We start from the raw sequence: 18,582 nt of genomic DNA, 5'->3' as shown, positions 1-18,582 counted from the left end.
GCAGGACTACTCGACTTGTCTCTTGGGGCCGCTGCAGCACGTTCGCGGGACCCCGATCACGGTAGGTTTGTCCCAAGCTTTGCCCCCGTCGCTCTCGCCCAGGAGGAATAGTGCCCGTCGCACCAGGTTCTGACATCGCCGGTTACCGGGTTGTCGCCCAGCTCGGGTCGGGCGCCATGGGCGACGTCTATCTGGTCGAGAACCCGCATCTGATGCGCCGGGAAGCGATGAAGGTGATCTCGGTCGGCGGGACCTCGAACCCCGACTTCCAGACGCGCTTCACCAACGAGGCCCGCACCGCGGCCGCCCTCGATCACCCGAGCATCATCACCGTCTACGCGTACGGCGTGGAGAACGACGCCCCGTGGTTCACCATGAGCTACCTCGACGGCCCCGACCTGGCGTCGGTGCGGCTCTCCACCGCCGACGTGATCAACGCCGTCTCGCAGGTCGCCGACGCCCTCGATTACGCGCACGCGCGGCAGGTGGTGCATCGCGACATCAAGCCGGCGAACATCGTGATCACCCGCGACGAGCACGGCAAGCTCCGGCGCGCCGTGGTGCTCGACTTCGGCATCGCGCGGCTGGCCGACTCGCCGCAACTCACCGCGGCGAACTCGGTGGTCGGCACCATGGCGTACACGGCGCCCGAGATCATCTCCGGCCAGACCGCCGACGCGATGTCCGATCAGTACGCGCTCGCCTGCACCACGTACACGCTGCTGGCCGGCACCACGCCGTTCCACGGGGACACCTCGGCCGCGATCATGATGGCGCACCTGCAGCAGCCGACGCCGTCGATCGCCCAGGTCCGTCCCGACCTCGCCGCGCTCGCCCCGGTGCTGGAGCGCGCCATGGCCAAGGCCCCGGCCGCCCGCTTCCCCGACTGCCGCACCTTCGCCGCGGAACTGCAGCGCGCGCTCGGCCAGACGCCGGGCGGCACCGCGACCGCGGTGGCGCCGGTGCCACCGGCCGGCGCGCCGAGTCAGCCGTCGCACCCCTCCCAGCCGTCACATCCCTCCCAGCCGTCGTATCCGACCGCGAACACCGGCGGCCAGCCGTCGGCGATGCCGCCCGGCTTCACCGGATTCCCCGGTCAGCAGAGCCATCCGAGCGTGCCGGGCACGGCCGGACAGACCGCGTGGTCGCCGATGGCGTCGTACCCGGGCCAGCCCGGCTATCCCGGCGCGCCCGTGCCGCCGAAGAAGAGCCGCAAGGCGCTGTGGATCTCACTGGCGGCGATCGCCGCGGTGGTCATCGTCGCGGTGCCCCTCGGGATCTTCCTCGCGAACATGGGCGGCGACGACGACGCGCCACCGACCGCGTCCGCCGCCACACAGGCTCAGCTGGCGTCGTTCGTCGGCACCGTCTGCGCCGTCCAGCACGACGCGCTGTACTGCTGGGGCAACAACGGCGACGGCCAGCTGGCCGACGGCACCAAGGACGACCGGGCGACACCGGTCAAGATCAACGGCCTGACCAATGTCACCGCCGTCTCGGTCGGCGGATACCTGCCGAGCAGCAGTGATTCGTCGGCGACGATCTCGGTGTGCGCCGTCGCCGACGGCCACGCGTACTGCTGGGGCAGCGGCCTGTTCGGCGTCCTCGGCGACCAGGACGACGGCGACCGCGGCACCCCCTACCAGGTGCCGGGGCTCGGCAAGGTCACCGCGATCGCCACCGACTTCCACACGACCTGCGCGGTCTCCGACGGCGACGTCTACTGCTGGGGCTGGAACGCCAACGGCGAGGGCGGACGCGGCTCCAGCGCCGGCCAGATCAACACCCCGACCAAGGTCGACGGCATCGGCGGCGTCGCGTCGATCTCGATGCGGCTGGGCACCACCTGTGCCCTGACCACCGAGCACAAGGCCTACTGCTGGGGCGATAACCGCAACGGCCAGCTCGGCAACGGCAACACCAGCGACGAGTACCAGCCGCAACTCGTCGGGAATCTCCTCGACAAGAAGGTGACCTCGATCGCCGTCGGCGGCGGGTCGTCGAGCACCAGCCGGTTCAGCCAGGTCTGCGCCGTCGCCGACCACCAGCTGTACTGCTGGGGCGCCCCGATCGGCGACGGCTCCAGCGATCAGACGACGCCCGCGCTGGTGAGCGGAGTGGAGAAGGTCGAAGCGGTCACCACCGACCTGAACACCGTGTGCACGGTGGCGTCGGGCGACGTGTACTGCTGGGGCAGCGACGGCTACTCGCAGGCCGGCGGCTCCGGTGATCCGAAGATCGTGAACTCACCGCGTCAGGTCAACGGCCTCAGCAAGGTCACCGCGGTGATGACCGGCACGCTGACCAGCTGTGCCCGCTCCGGCGACGACCTCTACTGCTGGGGTGACGGAGAGATCGGTCAGCTCGGCAACGGCAGCAAGACCGAGAAGACGGCGACGCCGCAGAAGGTTCAGTTCCCGGCGTGAGCTGAGGCGTAAAGGCAGATCGCCGACGCGGCCGCGAGGTTGAGACTCTCCGCGCGGCCGCGGATCGGGATCGACACCCGATGGTCGGCGGCGGCAAGGACGTCGCCGGGCAGGCCGTGCGCTTCGTTGCCGAAGAGCCACGCGTGCGGCCGGGCCAGCAGCTCGCCCGCGGCGGGCAGCGGCACCTCCCCGTCCATCGTGGTGGCGAGGGTGGTGCGGCCGGCAGCACGGATACGGTCGAGCGCCCCGGCGATGTCACGGTCGGTCAGCAGCGGGACATGGAAGACGCTGCCCGCGCTGGCCCGGACGCATTTGCCGTTGTGCGGGTCCACGCAGTCCCCCAGCAGCACCACCGCGTCGGCGCCCATCGCGTCGGCACAGCGAATCAGGGTGCCGAGGTTCCCGGGCTCCCGTGGTTCGACGGCCACGACGAGGAATCCGGCGCCCGCGAGGGCGTCGTCGTCCACCGGTCCGGTCAGGAGTTCACAGACCGCGATGATGCCGGGCGCGGTGGTCGTCTCGGCGAGTTTGTCCGCGGCGCGCGCGTTGAGCAGGTGCACCGGAAGACCGGCCGCTTCGGCGCGGTCGATGAGCCCGGCGAAGCGCTCGGCGTCGTCGGACCGGACCAGCAGCTGTTGTGCCCGGCCGGTGGCGAGGGCGGCGTCGACGCTGTTGGCGCCCTCGGCGAGGAAACGGCCCTCGGCACGTCGTACCGGGGCGCGATGAAGCTTGGACAGCGAAACGACCCGTGACGAGCGTTCGGTGAGAACGTCCATCACGGGTCGTTTCGGTGGGTGCTGATCGGCGACGATCAGGCAGCCGGCGCGTTGACGTCGGCCGGGAGCGCCTTGCGCGCGACCTCGACCAGGCCGGTGAAGGCGGTCGGGTCGGTGACGGCCAGGTCGGCCAGCACCTTGCGGTCCACCTCGACACCCGCGAGCTTGAGGCCCTGGATGAAGCGGTTGTAGGTCATGTCGTTGGCGCGGACCGCGGCGTTGATGCGCTGGATCCACAGCTTGCGGAACTCACCCTTGCGTGCGCGGCGATCGCGGTACGCGTAGGTCAGCGAGTGGAGCTGCTGCTCCTTGGCCTTGCGGTAGAGGCGCGAACGCTGGCCGCGGTAGCCCTTCGACGCTTCGAGGGTGCTGCGGCGCTTCTTCTGGGCGTTGACGGCCCTTTTCACACGTGCCATGAGTATCTAGTCCTTCACTAACGATTCTTGAAAGTCACTTGTTGAGCAGGCGCTTGATGCGCGGGGCGTCGGCCTCGCTGACCACCTCGGTGCCGCTCATCCGGCGGGTGACGCGCGACGACTTGTGCTCCAGGAGGTGGCGCTTGCCGGCCTTCTCGCGCACGATCTTGCCGCTGCCGGTCACCTTGAATCGCTTCGCGGTGCCCTTGTGAGTCTTGCTCTTAGGCATGAATTTCCTTCATTCGGGCGAAGTCCGATCCCGGGCCGGCTGGCCGGCTCGGGATCGACTCCGCGTGAGTGGGGGTTTCGGGGTGGGTGCGGCTCAGGAGCCCGAAGCGGACTGCTTGGCCTGCGCCCTGGTCTTGGATCCCTTATGCGGGGCCAGGACCATGGTCATGTTGCGGCCGTCCTGCTTGGCCGAGGTCTCGACGAAGCCGTAGTCGGCGACGTCGCCGGCCAGCCGCTGGAGCAGCCGGAAGCCCAGCTCGGGGCGGGACTGCTCGCGACCGCGGAACATGATGGTGACCTTCACCTTGGAACCCGCTTCGAGGAACCGGACCACGTGACCCTTCTTGGTCTCGTAGTCGTGGTCGTCGATCTTCGGGCGGAGCTTCTGCTCCTTGATGACGGTCATCTGCTGGTTACGGCGGGACTCGCGCTGCTTCTGCGCCGCCTCGTACTTGAACTTGCCGTAGTCCATGATCTTGCACACCGGCGGGCGCGCGTCGGGCGCGACCTCCACCAGGTCCAAGTCGGCTTCTTCAGCCAGGCGGAGCGCATTTTCAACACGCACGATGCCCACCTGCTCCCCGCCGGGGCCGACAAGTCGAACCTCGGGGACGCGGATGCGGTCGTTGATGCGGGTCTCGGTGCTGATGTGGCCTCCTCGATCAATGTTTCTCTCTCGCCGACCGGGCTGGGCGGTGGCGGAGTAACAAGGGGGGCTTCGAACCGTGGACGCCATCGATCGCGGGCCGCGCCCTTCCCTACGGAAGGTCGCGCTGCACCGTCGTCGTACGATGACGTGACCGGAACCGCAAAACTGCGCGTTTCTCGCTCATCGAGCTTGTCGAAACGTCACGTCGGGCGGTGGGATTCGAAGATCCTCTTGCTACCCCGACAGAGCCGGGGCGGTCGTGCTGTGCCAGTCTAACAGTCGTGAGCGCAGATTCCCACTCGACCGATCCGTCCGGCACGCCGGAGTCCTCCGCCGACGACCAGGTCCGCGAGCTGGCCACCATTCCGGCCATCGAGGTGATCACCCGCGCCGCCGTCATGCTGATGAGCGCGGCGGCGGAGAAGATCGGTCCCGAGGCCGGCGGTGACGAACAGTACCGCGACCTGCCGGAGGCCCGCGCCCTGATCACCGCGCTCGCCGGTCTCGTCACCGCCTCCGCGGGCGACCTGGGCCTGCACCGCAAGCCGATCCGCGACGGCCTCACGGCCCTGCAGCTCGCGTTCCGGGAGGCCAGCGCCTACCCCGACGCCCCGGGCGAGGGCCCGGGCGAGAAGCTGACCGGCCCGGTCAAGGGATAGTCGTTCCCGCTGGTAGCTTGCAGGCATGTTCGGTAAGGCACGACGTCAGCAGCAACACATCGATCACCTGGCGGCACACGTGCGGAATCTCACGGGTCTTTCGGGGGTTCTGGCCGAAAGGGCGGGAGTGGACCAGCGCGAACTCGCCGCCCTCGAAGCCGACGCCGACCCCGGCCTCACCTCTGAGGTGCGCGGATTGGCCGACCGTGGTGACGCGGTAGCCGCCATCCGCGCCTACCGCGTGGCCACCGGCGCGGGATTGATCGAGGCGAAGGACGCCATCGACGCCTACACCACGCGACGGCCTTAGTCTCTCGTTCTCAGACCGTTGCATCGACGGTCATCATTCCCGCTTCTGCGACGGTCTGCGAGCTACCCCCTACCCCGCGTTGCCGGAGCCCATCGACTTGCGGATCTCGTCGAGCTTGGCTTTCGCGGCCTGCTCGCGCTCGGCGAAGAACTCGTCGAACGACATGCTCTCGGGCATCGCGGCGAGCAGTTCCTCGGTGCCGATGGCGAGCGCGGCGCGCTGCTCGATCTTCTCCCGGACGTGGTCGAGGGTCGGTTCTCCGGCGCGCGTGTAGCCGGTGACCTCCTCGTACGACGGCGCGCTGACGCCGGGCATCTCGACCACCTCGGCGTCGAGGATGGTGTCGGGATCGATCGGCTGGTCGGCGCTCATGGCCCCAGCCTAGTGGCGGCGCCGCTGGCGGCGCCGGACGGTCCAGCCGAACCTGGACGCCGCTGGCGATACCTGACCAGCGGCGTGGAAGTCCGCCAGCGCCGTCCGACGACGCCCGCGCGATCAGCTGGCGGACTCCTCGGCGGGGAGCAAGGGCCGCAGGAAGCCGCCGGTGTGTGACGCCGGGGTGGCCGCGATCTGTTCGGGGGTGCCCTGCGCGACGACGGTGCCGCCGCCGCTGCCACCCTCCGGCCCCATGTCGATCACCCAGTCGGCGGTCTTGATCACGTCGAGGTTGTGCTCGATGACGATCACCGTGTTGCCCTTGTCGACCAGGCCGTTGATCACCAGCAGCAGCTTGTGGATGTCCTCGAAGTGCAGGCCGGTGGTGGGCTCGTCGAGCACGTAGACGGTGCGGCCCGTCGAGCGCTTCTGCAGTTCGGCGGCCAGCTTCACGCGCTGCGCCTCGCCACCGGACAGCGTCGGCGCGGGCTGCCCGAGGCGCACGTAGCCGAGGCCGACGTCGACCAGCGTCTTGAGGTAGCGGTGGATCGAGCTGACCGGCTCGAAGAATTCGGCGGCCTCCTCGATCGGCATGTCGAGCACCTCGGCGATGGTCTTGCCCTTGTAGTGGACTTCCAGCGTTTCGCGGTTGTATCGCGCACCGTGGCAGACCTCGCACGGGACGTAGACGTCGGGCAGGAAGTTCATCTCGATCTTGATGGTGCCCTCGCCCATGCACGCCTCGCAGCGGCCGCCCTTGACGTTGAACGAGAACCGTCCGGGCTGGTAGCCGCGCACCTTGGCCTCGGTGGTGGCCGCGAACAGGGTTCGGATCTTGTCGAAGACGCCGGTGTAGGTGGCCGGGTTGGAGCGCGGGGTGCGGCCGATCGGCGACTGGTCCACCTGGACCAGCTTGTCGAGGTGCTCGAGCCCGGTGATGCGGGTGTGGTGGCCGGGAACCTGTCGTGCACCGTTGAGCTTGTTGGCGAGGACGGTGGCCAGAATGTCGTTGACCAGGGTCGACTTGCCCGACCCGGACACCCCGGTGACGGCGGTCAGCACCCCGAGCGGGAATTTCACGTCGATGCCGCGCAGATTGTTCTCGCGGGCGCCGACGACGGTCAGCTGGCGCTTGCGGTCGATCGGCCGCCGCAGGTCGGGCACCTCGAGGGTCTTGCGGCCCGACAGGTAGGCGCCGGTCAGCGATTCCTTGTTCTTCAGCAGCGCCTTGTAACTGCCGCTGTGCACGACCTGCCCGCCGTGCTCGCCGGCGCGCGGGCCGATGTCGACGATCCAGTCGGCAGCACGGATGGTGTCCTCGTCGTGCTCGACGACGATCAGCGTGTTGCCCAGGTCGCGCAGGCGCACCAGGGTGTCGATCAGGCGGCGGTTGTCGCGCTGGTGGAGACCGATCGACGGCTCGTCGAGCACGTACAGCACCCCGGCGAGACCGGCGCCGATCTGCGTCGCGAGCCGGATACGCTGCGCCTCGCCACCGGACAGTGTGCCCGCGGCGCGCGCCAGCGAGAGGTATTCCAGGCCGACGTCGAGCAGGAAGGTGATGCGCGCCTGCACCTCTTTGAGGACGCGCCCGGCGATGGCGGCCTCGCGCTCGCCGAGCGCCAGCGAATCGAGGTATTCGGCGCACTCGGCCACCGACAGCGCGGTGACCTCGGCGATCGACTTGTCGCCGTGCTCCGGGCTGTGCAGCGTGACGGCCAGGATCTCCGGGCGCAGCCGCGTCCCCGAGCAGGCCGGGCACGGCACGTCGCGCATGTAGCCCTCGTACCGCTCCTTCATCTGCTCGGATTCGGTGGCGTCGGCCCGGCGCGTCAGGAAGGCCATCACGCCCTCGAACTCGGTGTAGTAGCTGCGCGTGCGGCCGTAGCGGTTGCGGAACTTGACGTGCACCTGATGGTCGGAGCCGTCGAGCAGCGCCTTGCGGGCGTTGCGCGGCAGTTTGTTCCACGGGGTGTCCAGATCGAAGCCCATCTGTTCGGCGAGCCCGCCGATGAGCCGGCCGAAGTATTCGGCGTTGTGGCCGGTGGACCACGGGGCGATGGCCCCCTCGGCGAGGGTCATGTCCGGGTCGGGAACCACCAGCGACTCGTCCACTTCCTTGCGGACGCCGAGGCCGTCGCACACCGGGCACGCACCGTACGGCGAGTTGAACGAGAAGCTGCGCGGTTCCAGGTCGTCGATCGCGATCGGATGGTGATTGGGGCAGGCCATCTTCTCGGAGAAGCGGCGAGTCCGTTCCGGGTCGTCCTCAGCGCGGTCGACGAAGTCGAGCACGACGATCCCGTCGGCGAGCCGCAGCGCGGTCTCCACCGAATCGGTGAGCCGCTGCTTGGCCGACGGCTTCACCACCAGGCGGTCGACGACGACGTCGATGTCGTGCTTCTCCTGCTTCTTGAGCTTCGGCGGATCGGCGAGCTGATGCACCACCCCGTCGACGCGGGCACGCGCGAAACCCTGGGTCTGGAGTTCGGCGAACAGGTCGACGAACTCGCCCTTGCGCGTCCGGACCACCGGAGCGAGGACCTGGAACCGGGTCCCCTCCTCCATGTCGAGCACCTGGTCGACGATCTGCTGCGGCGTCTGCCGGGAGATCTTCTCCCCGCACACCGGGCAGTGCGGGGTACCGGCGCGGGCGTAGAGCAGGCGCAGGTAGTCGTACACCTCGGTGATGGTGCCGACCGTCGACCGCGGGTTGCGGTTGGTCGACTTCTGGTCGATGGAGACCGCGGGCGAGAGACCCTCGATGAAGTCGACGTCGGGCTTGTCCATCTGCCCGAGGAACTGGCGCGCGTACGCCGACAGCGACTCGACGTAGCGGCGCTGTCCCTCGGCGAAGATCGTGTCGAAGGCGAGCGACGACTTCCCGGACCCGGACAGGCCGGTGAAGCAGATCAGCGAATCACGCGGCAGATCGACGTCGATGCCACGCAGATTGTGCTCACGCGCACCCCGGACGATCAGGCGATCTACCACTGCTCAAACCTCACAGAATTCATGTTCGTCACCGCTGCCGGTGCAGCGGTTTTCCCATTGATCAAGCCTACGCGGGGGTACCGACAAGATCCGCGCTGGAAGCCTTCGCCCGTAGCGGACACCGCGAGACCTGTGAGCGCGGCCACTACCCTGAACGGTATGAGCATTCCAGTGACGATCTCCGACGACTACACCGGCGACGTGACGCCCGCGCCGGACCATCACGGCGTCCGCGCCCAGCGCCGGATCCTCGACGACGCGACGATCGTCAAGATGTCGGTCGGCCCGATGGACAACAACGTGTACGTCGTGACCGACGCCGCGACCGGCAAGAGCCTGCTGATCGATGCCGCCAACGACCCCGAATCGATCCTCACCCTGCTCGACGCACTGCCCGGCGAGCTGACCCAGATCGTCACCACGCACGGCCACTTCGACCACTGGCAGGCCCTCGAAGACGTGGACCGCGCGACGCACGTCCCGACCGCGGCCGGCGAGGCCGATGCCCCCGAACTGCCCGTCGCCCCGACGCGGCTCCTGCACGACGGCGACACCATCGAGGTCGGCGGCCTCACGCTCGACGTGATCCACGTGGTCGGCCACACCCCCGGCTCCATCGTCCTCGCCCTCACCGAGAAGAGCGGCCGCGTCCACCTGTTCACCGGTGATTCGCTGTTCCCCGGCGGCGTCGGCAAGACCTGGCAGCCGGGCGATTTCGAGATCCTGCTGAACGACGTGGAGACCAAGCTGTTCGGGCGGTACGGCGACGACACCGTCGTCTACCCGGGTCACGGCAAGGACACCACGCTGGGCGCCGAGCGCCCGAGCCTTCCGGAGTGGCGCGAGCGGGGCTGGTAGCGACCCGGTGGACGTTCGACCGCGCGAAGGGCCGGCGACCGACCGGAGTCGAGATCACCCGCCCGACGACGGGACCGGTCTCGACTCCGCACGATCGTCGGGGACGGGCCGGAAGCGGTCGATCAGTGCCAAAGGGGGTCGAGGCCCGCACATCGCCGCGCGGATGTGCTTACTCTCGATGCGGAGCCCCCGTTCACGGCGGCGGGCCGTCCGCACGCTGTAGTCCCCGAAAGCCGGAAGGTGTTCTCCCCTGTGATTCTCCGCAAGATCGCCCGTCCCCTACTCGCTTCCGCGTTCATCGCCTCGGGCGCCGAGTTGCTGCGCGCGCCGGCCCCCGTCGTCGAGACGGTGCAGCCGATGGTCGACACCGGCCGCGATGCGCTGCCCGCCCCGGTCGCGGGCAAACTGCCCGCCAATGCCGCGACGGCGATGCGGATCGCCGGTGCGGTGCAGATCGGCGGCGGCGTGCTGCTCGCCACCGGCAAGATGCCGCGCTTCGCGTCCGGCATTCTGGCCGCCTCGATCGTCCCGGTCACCGTCTACGACAGCGCGTTCTGGACCGAGACCGACCCGGTGCGCCGCGAGGCCCGCAAGGTCGGCCTGATCAAGAACGCCGGGCTCCTCGGCGGTGTCCTGATCGCCGCCGGTGACACCGCGGGCCAGCCGTCGCTCGCGTGGCGCACCCAGCACGCCATCGCCGAGGCCGAGTTCGCCGGCAAAGTCGCTGCCAGGGAAGCCCAGCTGGCCGGCAAGGTCGGCAAGCGGGCGGCCAAGCGCGCCGCGAAGCGGGCCGCCCGTCAGGCCCTCCGGTCGCACGGCCACCCGGTCGCCGCCCTCGCCCTCCCGGTCGCCGTCAAGGCCGGATCGTCGGCCGTCTCGCACCTGAACGACAAGGCCGGCGACGACTTCGCCGACTTCACCGACCGGGCCGCGGTCGTGGCCGACAAGGCACGCGGCCGTGCCGAGGTCGCCGCGGTGAAGGCCAAGGCCAACGCGCCGGTGCTCGCCGAGAAGGCCCGTAACCGGGCCGAGGAGGCCGCCGCGGTGATCGCCGACCGCGCCCCCGTGGTCGCCGAGGACGCCAAGGACAAGGCCGCCGAGCTGGCCGGCAAGGTCGCCGATCGCGCGCCGGTGGTCGCCGAGAAGGCCCGCGACGGTGCCGAGCAGGCCCGCGACCTGGCCGCGGACTTCGCGAGCAAGGTGGCCGACCGGGCACCCGAGGTGGCCGAGGACGCGAAGGAGAAGGCCGCCGCGGCCGGCCAGAAGGTGGCCCGCCGCGTCCGCAAGGCGCAGGAGAAGGCCGCGAAGAAGGTCGCCGAGGCGAGCTGACACGCACCGCAGTCGCTGTCGACGACGGCCGCCCGACCACGTCGGGCGGCCGTCGTCGTTCCTGCCGATGTCGCGGCGGATCAGTACACTGGAACGACTGTGACCCCTGATCCCCGCCTCGCCGAAGAACAGGTCTACCTCGATGCCGTCTACGGGCGGCTCGACCGCATGCGCGCGACCGCGAACCGGCGCCTGGATGCCACGCTGCTCGAATCGGCGGGGACGCCGCAGGCGCTGTCCGAGCGGGAGTCGTACGAGCGGCACTACCAGCAGATGCTGACCCGGATCGACGCCGCCGAGCACAACCTGTATTTCGGCCGGCTCGACATGTCCGACGGCGAGCCGGACGACGACCCGGTGCGCCGGATCGGGCGCATGGGCATCCTCGACGACGATCAGGTGACCACCCTGCTCCTCGACTGGCGCGCCCCGTTGTCGCGGCCGTTCTACCTCGCCACCCCGGCGTCGCCGGAAGGCGTGGACCGGCGGCGCCACCTGCGCACCCGGACCCGGGCCGTGCGCTCGGTGTCGGACGAGTACCTGCTCTCCGGTGAGATCGACGCCGCCGACGCCGGTGAGGTCTCGGTGGTGAACGAGACCGCGCTGGTCGCCGCGCTCAACGCCGCCCGGACCGGCGAGATGACCGACATCGTCGAGACCATCCAGCGCGAGCAGGACGAGATCATCCGCTATCGGCACCGCGGGGTGCTGGTGGTGCAGGGCGGGCCCGGCACCGGTAAGACGGCGGTCGCCCTGCACCGCGCCGCCTACCTGCTCTACACCCATCGCGACACCCTCTCGCGCAGCGGTGTGCTGATCATCGGCCCCAACGAGACCTTCCTCGACTACATCGCGCAGGTCCTCCCCTCCCTCGGCGAGACCGGCGTGCTGCTGTCGACCGTCGGCAATCTGTTCCCGGGAATCCGGGCGGAAGGCAACGACAGCCGTCGTGCCGCCGAGCTCAAGGGCGACGCCGAGCGGATGCTCCCCGTCCTGCGCGCCGCGGTGCGGGGCCGTCAGACGCTGCCGCCGCGGGGAGTGACCGTGCAGGTCGACGGCTATCCCGTCGCGGTCGACGCCGAGGTGATCAAGAAGGCCCGCGCGGCGGCGCGTTCCACCCGCCGTCCGCACAATCTGGCGCAGCGGACCTTCCTGCGGACCGCGCTCGACGAGCTCGCCGCCGCCCACGCGCGGAAGATCGGCTCGTCCACGCTCGACGGATCCTCGCTGCTGACCGCCGCCGATCTCACCGACATCCGCGACGAGATGGAATCCGACGACGACGTGGTCCGCACCGTCCTCGAGTACTGGCCGGCCCTCACGCCCCAGCGACTGCTCCGCGAGTTCTACTCGGACACCGCCTTCCGGCGCCGGTCCACGCGCGGCTGGACCGACGACGACCGCGCCGCCCTGGCCCGGCCGGCGCATCCGCTGCCCGACGACGCGGACCTCTCCCCGGCCGACGTTCCGCTGCTCGACGAATTGGCCGAGCTCATCGGCTACCGCACCGACGAAGCACAGCGCGAGCAGAAGGCGCAGTGGCGCAGGCGGATCGCGGAGGCACAGGACGCCCTCGACATCCTCACCGGCTCGGCGCCCCAGGATCTCGAGGATGAGATGGACCCCGAGCTGCTGATGGCGTACGACCTGATCGACGCCGAACAACTCGCCGAGCGCCAGGAGGTGACCGAGTACCGGACGACGGCCGAGCGCGCCTACTCCGACCGGAACTGGACCTTCGGTCACGTGATCGTCGATGAGGCCCAAGAGCTATCGACGATGGCGTGGCGGATGATCATGCGCCGCATCCCGAATCGGTGGATGACGGTGATCGGGGACACCGCGCAGACCGGCGATCCGGCGGGCACCACGTCGTGGGGGCGGATCTTCTCGTCGTACGTCGCCGATCGGTGGCGGCTGCGGGAGCTGACTGTCAACTACCGCACGCCGACCGAGATCACCCGCTACGCGAATCGCCTGCTGGCGCGGATCGATCCGGCGCAGACGCCGCCGGAGTCGTTGCGGAGCAACGGGATCGAACCGTACGCGGTGCCGACCTGGGACGAGAGTGCGCTCGCCACGGCACTGGCCACGGCGCGGGCGGCGGACTGGCCGGGACTCACCGCGGTGCTGGTGGCCGACGTCGAGGCCGACGCGGCGCGAGCCGCCGACGATCCGGACGGTATCCGGGTGCTGCCGCTGACCTCGGCGAAGGGGCTGGAGTTCGACAACGTGGTGCTCGCCGAACCCGCCGAGATGCTCAGCACCTCACCGCGCGGACTGTCGGACCTGTACGTGGCGCTCACCCGGGCGACGCAGCGGCTGGTCGTGGTGCACGATGCACCGCTGCCGGCAGATCTCGCGGATCTGCCGGCAGGGGAAGACGTCTAGAAGGTGTGGTCTCGACTTCGCTCGACCGGCATGCAACCGTGCCCGACCACCATGGAACCGTGCCCGACCAACATGGAACCGTGCCCGACCACCATGATGGTCGAGCGGAGTCGAGACCGGGCGAACTACGTGGTGTGGACGATGAGGACGTCGCAGGCGGCCTTGCGGGCGACGTCGGCGGGGACCGAGCCGAGGAGGCGGCCGGCGATCGAGTTGAGCCCCTTGTTGCCCACCACCAGGAGATCGGCCTGGACGTCGGTGACCAGCTGCAGCAGCGCGTCGACCGGGGCGCCCTTGACCGAGCGGGTCTGGATCACCGACGCACCGGCGGCGGCCGCGCGCTCCTTGGCGCTGCGCAGGATCTCCTCGGTCGGCGAGCTGCCCATCACCTGGTAGGCGTCGGCGCCGAGCGCGTCGCTCGCGGCGCTGGCCGAGCGGCCGTCGTTCGGGAAGTAGGCGCACGCGATCACGAGGGTGGCGCCGTCACCGGCGATGCCTCCGGCACGCGCGACGGCGTGCAGTGAGGACTCAGATCCGTCCGTACCGACGACGATGGTCTTGTAAGCACTCATTCTGGGTTCTACCTCCGGAGTGTTCCCGGCCGGCGTCTCCGACCTGAAGGGCAGTGTCCTAGAAGATACCTTGCCACGCCGGTAACTTACGGCTACTTGATCCCCGCCGCATCCATCCCGCGCAGTTCCTTCTTCAGATCCGAGATCTCGTCGCGCAGCCGCGCGGCCAGCTCGAACTGCAGATCCCGGGCCGCGGTCATCATCTGCTCGGTCAGTTCCTGCACCAGATCGGCCAGCTCGGCGCGCGGCATCGACGATGTGTCCCGCTGTTCGTAGACCCCGGCGCTGACCGCCTTGGACACCTCGCCCTGGGCACGCCGCCCGCGGCTGGCGTTGCGGCCGGAGCCGCCGATCTCCACGGTGTCCTCGGCTTCGGCGTACACCTGGTCGAGGATGTCGTTGATCTTCTTCCGCAGCGGCTGCGGGTCGACGCCCTTCTCGGTGTTGTAGGCGATCTGCTTGGCACGGCGCCGATCGGTCTCGTCGATCGCGTTGCGCATCGAGTCGGTCACCTTGTCGGCGTACATGTGCACTTCGCCGGACACGTTGCGGGCCGCGCGGCCGATGGTCTGGATCAGCGACGTGGTGCTGCGCAGGAAGCCCTCCTTGTCCGCGTCCAGGATCGCGACCAGCGAGACCTCCGGAAGGTCGAGTCCCTCGCGCAGCAGGTTGATGCCGACCAGCACGTCGTATTCGCCGCTGCGCAGCTGACGCAGCAGTTCGACGCGCCGCAGGGTGTCGACCTCGGAGTGCAGGTAGCGGACGCGGACACCGAGTTCGAGCAGGTAGTCGGTGAGGTCCTCGGCCATCTTCTTGGTCAGCGTGGTGACCAGCACGCGCTCGTTCCGCTCGGACCGTTCGCGGATCTCGCCGACCAGGTCGTCGATCTGGCCCTTGGTGGGTTTGACGACGATCTTCGGGTCGAGCAGACCGGTCGGCCGGATCACCTGCTCGACGAATTCGCCGCCGGACTGCCCCAGTTCGTACGGCCCGGGCGTGGCCGACAGGTACACGGTCTGGCCGACGCGGTCGACGAACTCGTCCCAGGTGAGCGGCCGGTTGTCGACCGCCGACGGCAGGCGGAAACCGAACTCGACCAGATTCCGCTTGCGCGACATGTCGCCCTCGTACATCGCTCCGATCTGCGGCACGGTCACGTGGGACTCGTCGATCACCAGGAGGAAGTCGTCCGGGAAGTAGTCGATGAGGGTGGCCGGCGCGCTGCCGGCACCGCGGCCGTCGATGTGCCGCGAGTAGTTCTCGATGCCCGAACAGAAGCCGACCTGGCGCATCATCTCGATGTCGTAGTTGGTACGCATCCGCAGTCGCTGCGCCTCCAGGTGCTTGCCCTGTGCCTCGAACTGGGCCAGCCGCTCCTCCAGTTCCTTCTCGATGCCGTCGATGGCCCGGGCCATCCGCTCGGGACCGGCGACGTAGTGCGTCGCCGGGAAGATGCGCAGGCTGTCGACCTGGCGGATCACATCGCCGGTCAGCGGATGCAGGTAGTAGAGCGCCTCCACCTCGTCACCGAAGAACTCGATACGGATCGCGAGCTCCTCGTACGACGGGATGATCTCCACGGTGTCGCCACGGACCCGGAAGCTGCCGCGGGTGAAGGCGACGTCGTTGCGGCTGTACTGGATGTCGACCAGCAGCCGCAGCAGGGCGTCGCGGTCGATGGTCTCCCCCACCGACAGCTCCACCGACCGGTCCAGATAGCTCTGCGGGGTGCCCAGGCCGTAGATGCACGACACCGAGGCCACCACCACGACGTCGCGCCGGGACAGCAGGCTCGACGTGGCCGAGTGCCGCAGGCGCTCGACGTCGTCGTTGATCGAGCTGTCCTTCTCGATGTAGGTGTCGGTCTGCGCGATGTACGCCTCGGGCTGGTAGTAGTCGTAGTACGAGACGAAGTACTCGACGGCGTTGTTCGGCAGCATCTCGCGCAGTTCGTTGGCGAGCTGGGCCGCGAGAGTCTTGTTGGGCGCCATCACCAGCGTCGGCCGCTGCATCTTCTCGATGAGCCACGCGGTGGTCGCCGACTTGCCGGTGCCGGTGGCACCCATCAGGACCACGTCGCGTTCGCCCTCGGTGAGCCGCTGCTCCAGGTCGGCGATCGCGGTGGGCTGGTCGCCCGCGGGCTCGAGTTCGCTGATCACCTCGAAGGCCGCGGCGCTGCGCTCCACCTCCCCGATGGGGCGGTATTCCGAATGCGCGACGATCGGCTGTTCCGCTGCAAATGCCATGAGACCAGGGTATCCGGCGGTACCGACAACACCGGGTGACCAGCGCTCCGTGAGCGCTTCCCAGGCGACTGCCAGGTTCGGCGGCGACAATGGATGCGCACAGCCCCGCACCGACCGAAGGACGATCGACCATGGATCAGCCCGTCTCCGCACCCGTCGCCCGCCGTACCGTTCTGACCGGCGCCGCGGTCGGCGCCGTCGCCCTCACCGCGGCCGCCTGCGGCGACGCCCGGCAGGCCGCGACCAAGCCCAAGACCACCGAGACGCCGGGCACCGCGCTCACCACCACCGACAAGGTGCCGGTCGGTGGCGGTGTGGTGACCGGCGACATCGTGGTGACCCAGCCCGTCGCCGGCCAGTACAAGGCCTTCGCCCGCACCTGCCCGCACGCCGGGTGCGCCGTCGCGGCCGAGGGCGCCGGGCTGGCCTGCCCGTGCCACGGCAGCCGATTCGACCTGTCCGGCGAGGTGACGCAGGGACCGGCCGCGTCGAACCTCACCTCGGTGCCGATCCGGGTCGACGGCACCGACATCGTCCGGGCTTGACGGGGCGGTACCTGCGACCCTGGCCCGATCCACCCCGCGCCCGGACAATGGGACCATGACCGACGGACAGTTCCGCGAGTTCGAGATGACCACGCTCCGCCGGATCGGCGAGAAGGTGATGCCGCCTCTCGTCCGGGCCGGTCTGATACCGCACACCTACATGCTCACCACCGTCGGCCGGAAGAGCGGGAAGCCGCGGAGTCACCCGGTCACCCTCGTCGAACGTGACGGCCGCCGCTGGCTGGTGGCCCCGTACGGCCCGGTCGGCTGGGTGCACAACGCCCGCGCCGCCGGTACGGTCCGTATCCGGCGGCGCGGGGAGAACAGTGAACTCGGGATCCGGGAGGTCACCGATCCCGCGGAGGCCGCGCCGATCCTGAAGGACTACCTCACGATCACCGGTCCGCCGCGCGACTATTTCGCCGCCGCACCGGAGGCGCCCCTCGCCGAGTTCGAGGCCGAGGCCGGGCGCCATCCGGTGTTCGAGCTGCTGCCCGGCGGCCGATGATCAGCCGGTGACGCCGGTCATCTCCAGGTTCTCCTTGCCGGTGGAGTGCTCGGCGAGCACGGCACCGTCGTGCAGGCTCACCGCGAGCACCCGCTTCTTGGCCGGATCACTGACGTAGGCGGTGGAGCCGATCACATGCAGATCGGGCATCGGATCCTGCCAGTTCTCCGGCTCGGTCCACGGATCGATCACCGGGTAGGCCGCCTTCTCCTGGCCGCTCTCGGCGTCGAAGACGTGCAGCTTGCCGTCCGCGCCGAGCAGCAGCGCCTCCCCGGCCGGACCGCGGCCGAGCGAGCGGAAGCTGTAGGTGGTGTCGATGTCGACCACCTTGATGGTCTTGCTGCGCGTGTCGGTCAGCGAGAACTTCTTCGGGTGCTCGTGCTCGTTGTCCTTCTCGGTCTTGTAGTCGCCCATGATGATCGGCGACACCTCGCTGCCGGCCTGGTTGCCGATGCGGGCGTACGGATCGGCGGCCTTCACCTTGGTGATCTGCTCGCCCTGCACCAGCAGGATGCCGTCCTCGCAGCCGAAGCTGACCGCACCGCCCTGCGCGGCCGCCTCACCGTGCAGTCCCGGGCACTGGTCGTTGCTCGCGATCGTCTCGCCGGAGGCGTCCCGGATGATGACCCCGGTGCGGGTCTTCGCATCGCCCTGCGACACGATCACCGATCCGTCCGCGCGGGCGACGGCCACGCCGTGGTGCGCGGGCACGGTGAACTTGCTGATCAGCGCGTCGTCCGAACCGATCTTGGCGGAGTCGAGGATCTCGACCTCGCCGGTGCCGTCGCTGAACAGGGTGGTCCGGCCGTCGTGCACCACGACGTGACCGGGCTTCTCCCCACCGAAGGACTGGCCGGTCATCTTCGGCGCGGCCGTGTAGTAGTGCGAATGGTCGCCGTGCGGTTCGCTCCAGGTGCCGGCGTCGAGCAACTGGAACCCGTTGGAGGTCGAGACGAAGACGTAGCGCCCATTGCCGGCGTCGTTGACACGGGTGAACCCGTCGACCGGGACGTCGGAGACCGAATCGAGGGTGCCGGCGTCGATCACGTTGAGGCCGCCGTCGTACGTGAGCACCAGGCGCGGCGTGGCCTTTCGCTGTTCGACCGGCTTGCTCGCCGACCGGCTCGCGGAGTCGGTCTTCCCGTCGTCGCTGGAGCAGGCGACGAGTGCCAGTAACGCCGCGGACGAGAGAATCATGAGTTTTGAGGTGTTTCGCATGGCGCACAGTGAACACTTCAATGAAAATTATTGTCAATAAAGCATGGGAGCATGGTTCGGCGGACCTTCCGATCGGTCGCGA

17 protein-coding genes are annotated in these 18,582 nt (G+C 69.3%); 8 read left to right on the top strand and 9 right to left on the bottom strand.

The genetic code is table 11. The features are described 5' to 3' along the window. The first annotated feature begins 110 nt into the window (after positions 1 to 110). A complete protein-coding gene (locus tag ACSEEN_RS06455) occupies positions 111 to 2,426 on the top strand; it encodes a protein kinase domain-containing protein (protein WP_247863914.1) in 2,316 nt (771 codons plus the stop codon). Here the strand turns inward: ACSEEN_RS06455 and ACSEEN_RS06450 are convergent. The 4 genes from ACSEEN_RS06450 to infC all read right to left on the bottom strand — a co-directional run bounded on the left by ACSEEN_RS06450 (position 2,411) and on the right by infC (position 4,513). Next, entirely contained in the window at positions 2,411 to 3,202 is a 792-nt protein-coding gene (locus ACSEEN_RS06450) for a TrmH family RNA methyltransferase (RefSeq protein WP_247863915.1), read from the bottom strand. The genes ACSEEN_RS06455 and ACSEEN_RS06450 overlap by 16 nt on opposite strands. 35 nt (positions 3,203 to 3,237) lie before the next feature. Next, the gene (gene rplT / locus ACSEEN_RS06445) at positions 3,238 to 3,618 is read right to left on the bottom strand and encodes a 50S ribosomal protein L20 (protein ID WP_247863916.1); all 381 of its coding nucleotides are present in this window, start codon (positions 3,616 to 3,618) and stop codon (positions 3,238 to 3,240) included. A 34-nt stretch (positions 3,619 to 3,652) separates the two neighbouring features. Then, a complete protein-coding gene (gene rpmI, locus ACSEEN_RS06440; protein ID WP_247863917.1) occupies positions 3,653 to 3,847 on the bottom strand; it encodes a 50S ribosomal protein L35 in 195 nt (64 codons plus the stop codon). Between the two features lie 93 nt (positions 3,848 to 3,940). Next, a complete protein-coding gene (gene infC, locus ACSEEN_RS06435) occupies positions 3,941 to 4,513 on the bottom strand; it encodes a translation initiation factor IF-3 (protein WP_247868035.1) in 573 nt (190 codons plus the stop codon). A 263-nt stretch (positions 4,514 to 4,776) separates the two neighbouring features. On the opposite strand from infC, the gene ACSEEN_RS06430 reads away from it, so the two are divergent. Together ACSEEN_RS06430 and ACSEEN_RS06425 are read left to right on the top strand one after the other, a co-directional pair. Beyond that, on the top strand, positions 4,777 to 5,154 hold the full coding sequence (locus ACSEEN_RS06430; RefSeq protein ID WP_247863918.1) for a DUF1844 domain-containing protein: 378 nt from the start codon (positions 4,777 to 4,779) through the stop codon (positions 5,152 to 5,154). Positions 5,155 to 5,179: 25 nt separating this feature from the next. Beyond that, positions 5,180 to 5,464 (top strand): hypothetical protein, encoded by a 285-nt coding sequence (locus tag ACSEEN_RS06425; RefSeq protein ID WP_247863919.1) that lies wholly within the window; start codon positions 5,180 to 5,182, stop codon positions 5,462 to 5,464. Between the two features lie 69 nt (positions 5,465 to 5,533). Here the strand turns inward: ACSEEN_RS06425 and ACSEEN_RS06420 are convergent, their stop codons facing one another. Together ACSEEN_RS06420 and uvrA are read right to left on the bottom strand one after the other, a co-directional pair. Beyond that, complete coding sequence (locus ACSEEN_RS06420) at positions 5,534 to 5,836, bottom strand: hypothetical protein (RefSeq protein WP_440712666.1); 303 nt, start codon at positions 5,834 to 5,836, stop codon at positions 5,534 to 5,536. Between the two features lie 123 nt (positions 5,837 to 5,959). Then, positions 5,960 to 8,833: an excinuclease ABC subunit UvrA gene (uvrA, locus tag ACSEEN_RS06415; protein WP_247863921.1), complete on the bottom strand. Its 2,874-nt coding sequence runs from the start codon at positions 8,831 to 8,833 to the stop codon at positions 5,960 to 5,962. Between the two features lie 159 nt (positions 8,834 to 8,992). On the opposite strand from uvrA, the gene ACSEEN_RS06410 reads away from it, so the two are divergent. The 3 genes from ACSEEN_RS06410 (at position 8,993) to ACSEEN_RS06400 (ending at position 13,411) form a co-directional block, all read left to right on the top strand. After that, complete coding sequence (locus ACSEEN_RS06410; RefSeq protein ID WP_298445857.1) at positions 8,993 to 9,691, top strand: MBL fold metallo-hydrolase; 699 nt, start codon at positions 8,993 to 8,995, stop codon at positions 9,689 to 9,691. Positions 9,692 to 9,943: 252 nt separating this feature from the next. Continuing rightward, positions 9,944 to 11,020, top strand: a complete 1,077-nt coding sequence (locus ACSEEN_RS06405; protein ID WP_247863923.1) for a DoxX family protein — start codon at positions 9,944 to 9,946, stop codon at positions 11,018 to 11,020. A 99-nt stretch (positions 11,021 to 11,119) separates the two neighbouring features. After that, positions 11,120 to 13,411 carry a HelD family protein gene (locus ACSEEN_RS06400; protein ID WP_440712665.1) on the top strand — a complete coding sequence of 764 codons (2,292 nt, stop codon included), beginning with the start codon at positions 11,120 to 11,122 and terminating at the stop codon, positions 13,409 to 13,411. Between the two features lie 125 nt (positions 13,412 to 13,536). Here the strand turns inward: ACSEEN_RS06400 and ACSEEN_RS06395 are convergent, their stop codons facing one another. Both ACSEEN_RS06395 and uvrB read right to left on the bottom strand, forming a co-directional pair. Beyond that, on the bottom strand, positions 13,537 to 13,983 hold the full coding sequence (locus tag ACSEEN_RS06395) for a universal stress protein (protein ID WP_247863925.1): 447 nt from the start codon (positions 13,981 to 13,983) through the stop codon (positions 13,537 to 13,539). A gap of 92 nt (positions 13,984 to 14,075) precedes the next feature. Next, on the bottom strand, positions 14,076 to 16,229 hold the full coding sequence (gene uvrB, locus ACSEEN_RS06390) for an excinuclease ABC subunit UvrB (protein WP_440712664.1): 2,154 nt from the start codon (positions 16,227 to 16,229) through the stop codon (positions 14,076 to 14,078). A gap of 131 nt (positions 16,230 to 16,360) precedes the next feature. Between uvrB and ACSEEN_RS06385 the strand changes: the two genes are divergently transcribed. Together ACSEEN_RS06385 and ACSEEN_RS06380 are read left to right on the top strand one after the other, a co-directional pair. Further along, on the top strand, positions 16,361 to 16,774 hold the full coding sequence (locus ACSEEN_RS06385) for a QcrA and Rieske domain-containing protein (RefSeq protein ID WP_440712663.1): 414 nt from the start codon (positions 16,361 to 16,363) through the stop codon (positions 16,772 to 16,774). Between the two features lie 55 nt (positions 16,775 to 16,829). After that, positions 16,830 to 17,282 carry a nitroreductase family deazaflavin-dependent oxidoreductase gene (locus tag ACSEEN_RS06380; protein WP_440712662.1) on the top strand — a complete coding sequence of 151 codons (453 nt, stop codon included), beginning with the start codon at positions 16,830 to 16,832 and terminating at the stop codon, positions 17,280 to 17,282. Here ACSEEN_RS06380 and ACSEEN_RS06375 read toward each other — a convergent pair whose 3' ends face one another. Next, the gene (locus ACSEEN_RS06375; protein ID WP_440712661.1) at positions 17,283 to 18,500 is read right to left on the bottom strand and encodes a hypothetical protein; all 1,218 of its coding nucleotides are present in this window, start codon (positions 18,498 to 18,500) and stop codon (positions 17,283 to 17,285) included. Between the last annotated feature and the right edge of the window lie 82 nt (positions 18,501 to 18,582).

The organism is Gordonia marina, assembly GCF_052036135.1.
Lineage (GTDB): Bacteria > Actinomycetota > Actinomycetes > Mycobacteriales > Mycobacteriaceae > Gordonia.
Note: the sequence above shows the minus strand (reverse complement) of the source record. Positions and strands in the feature narration are given on the sequence as shown.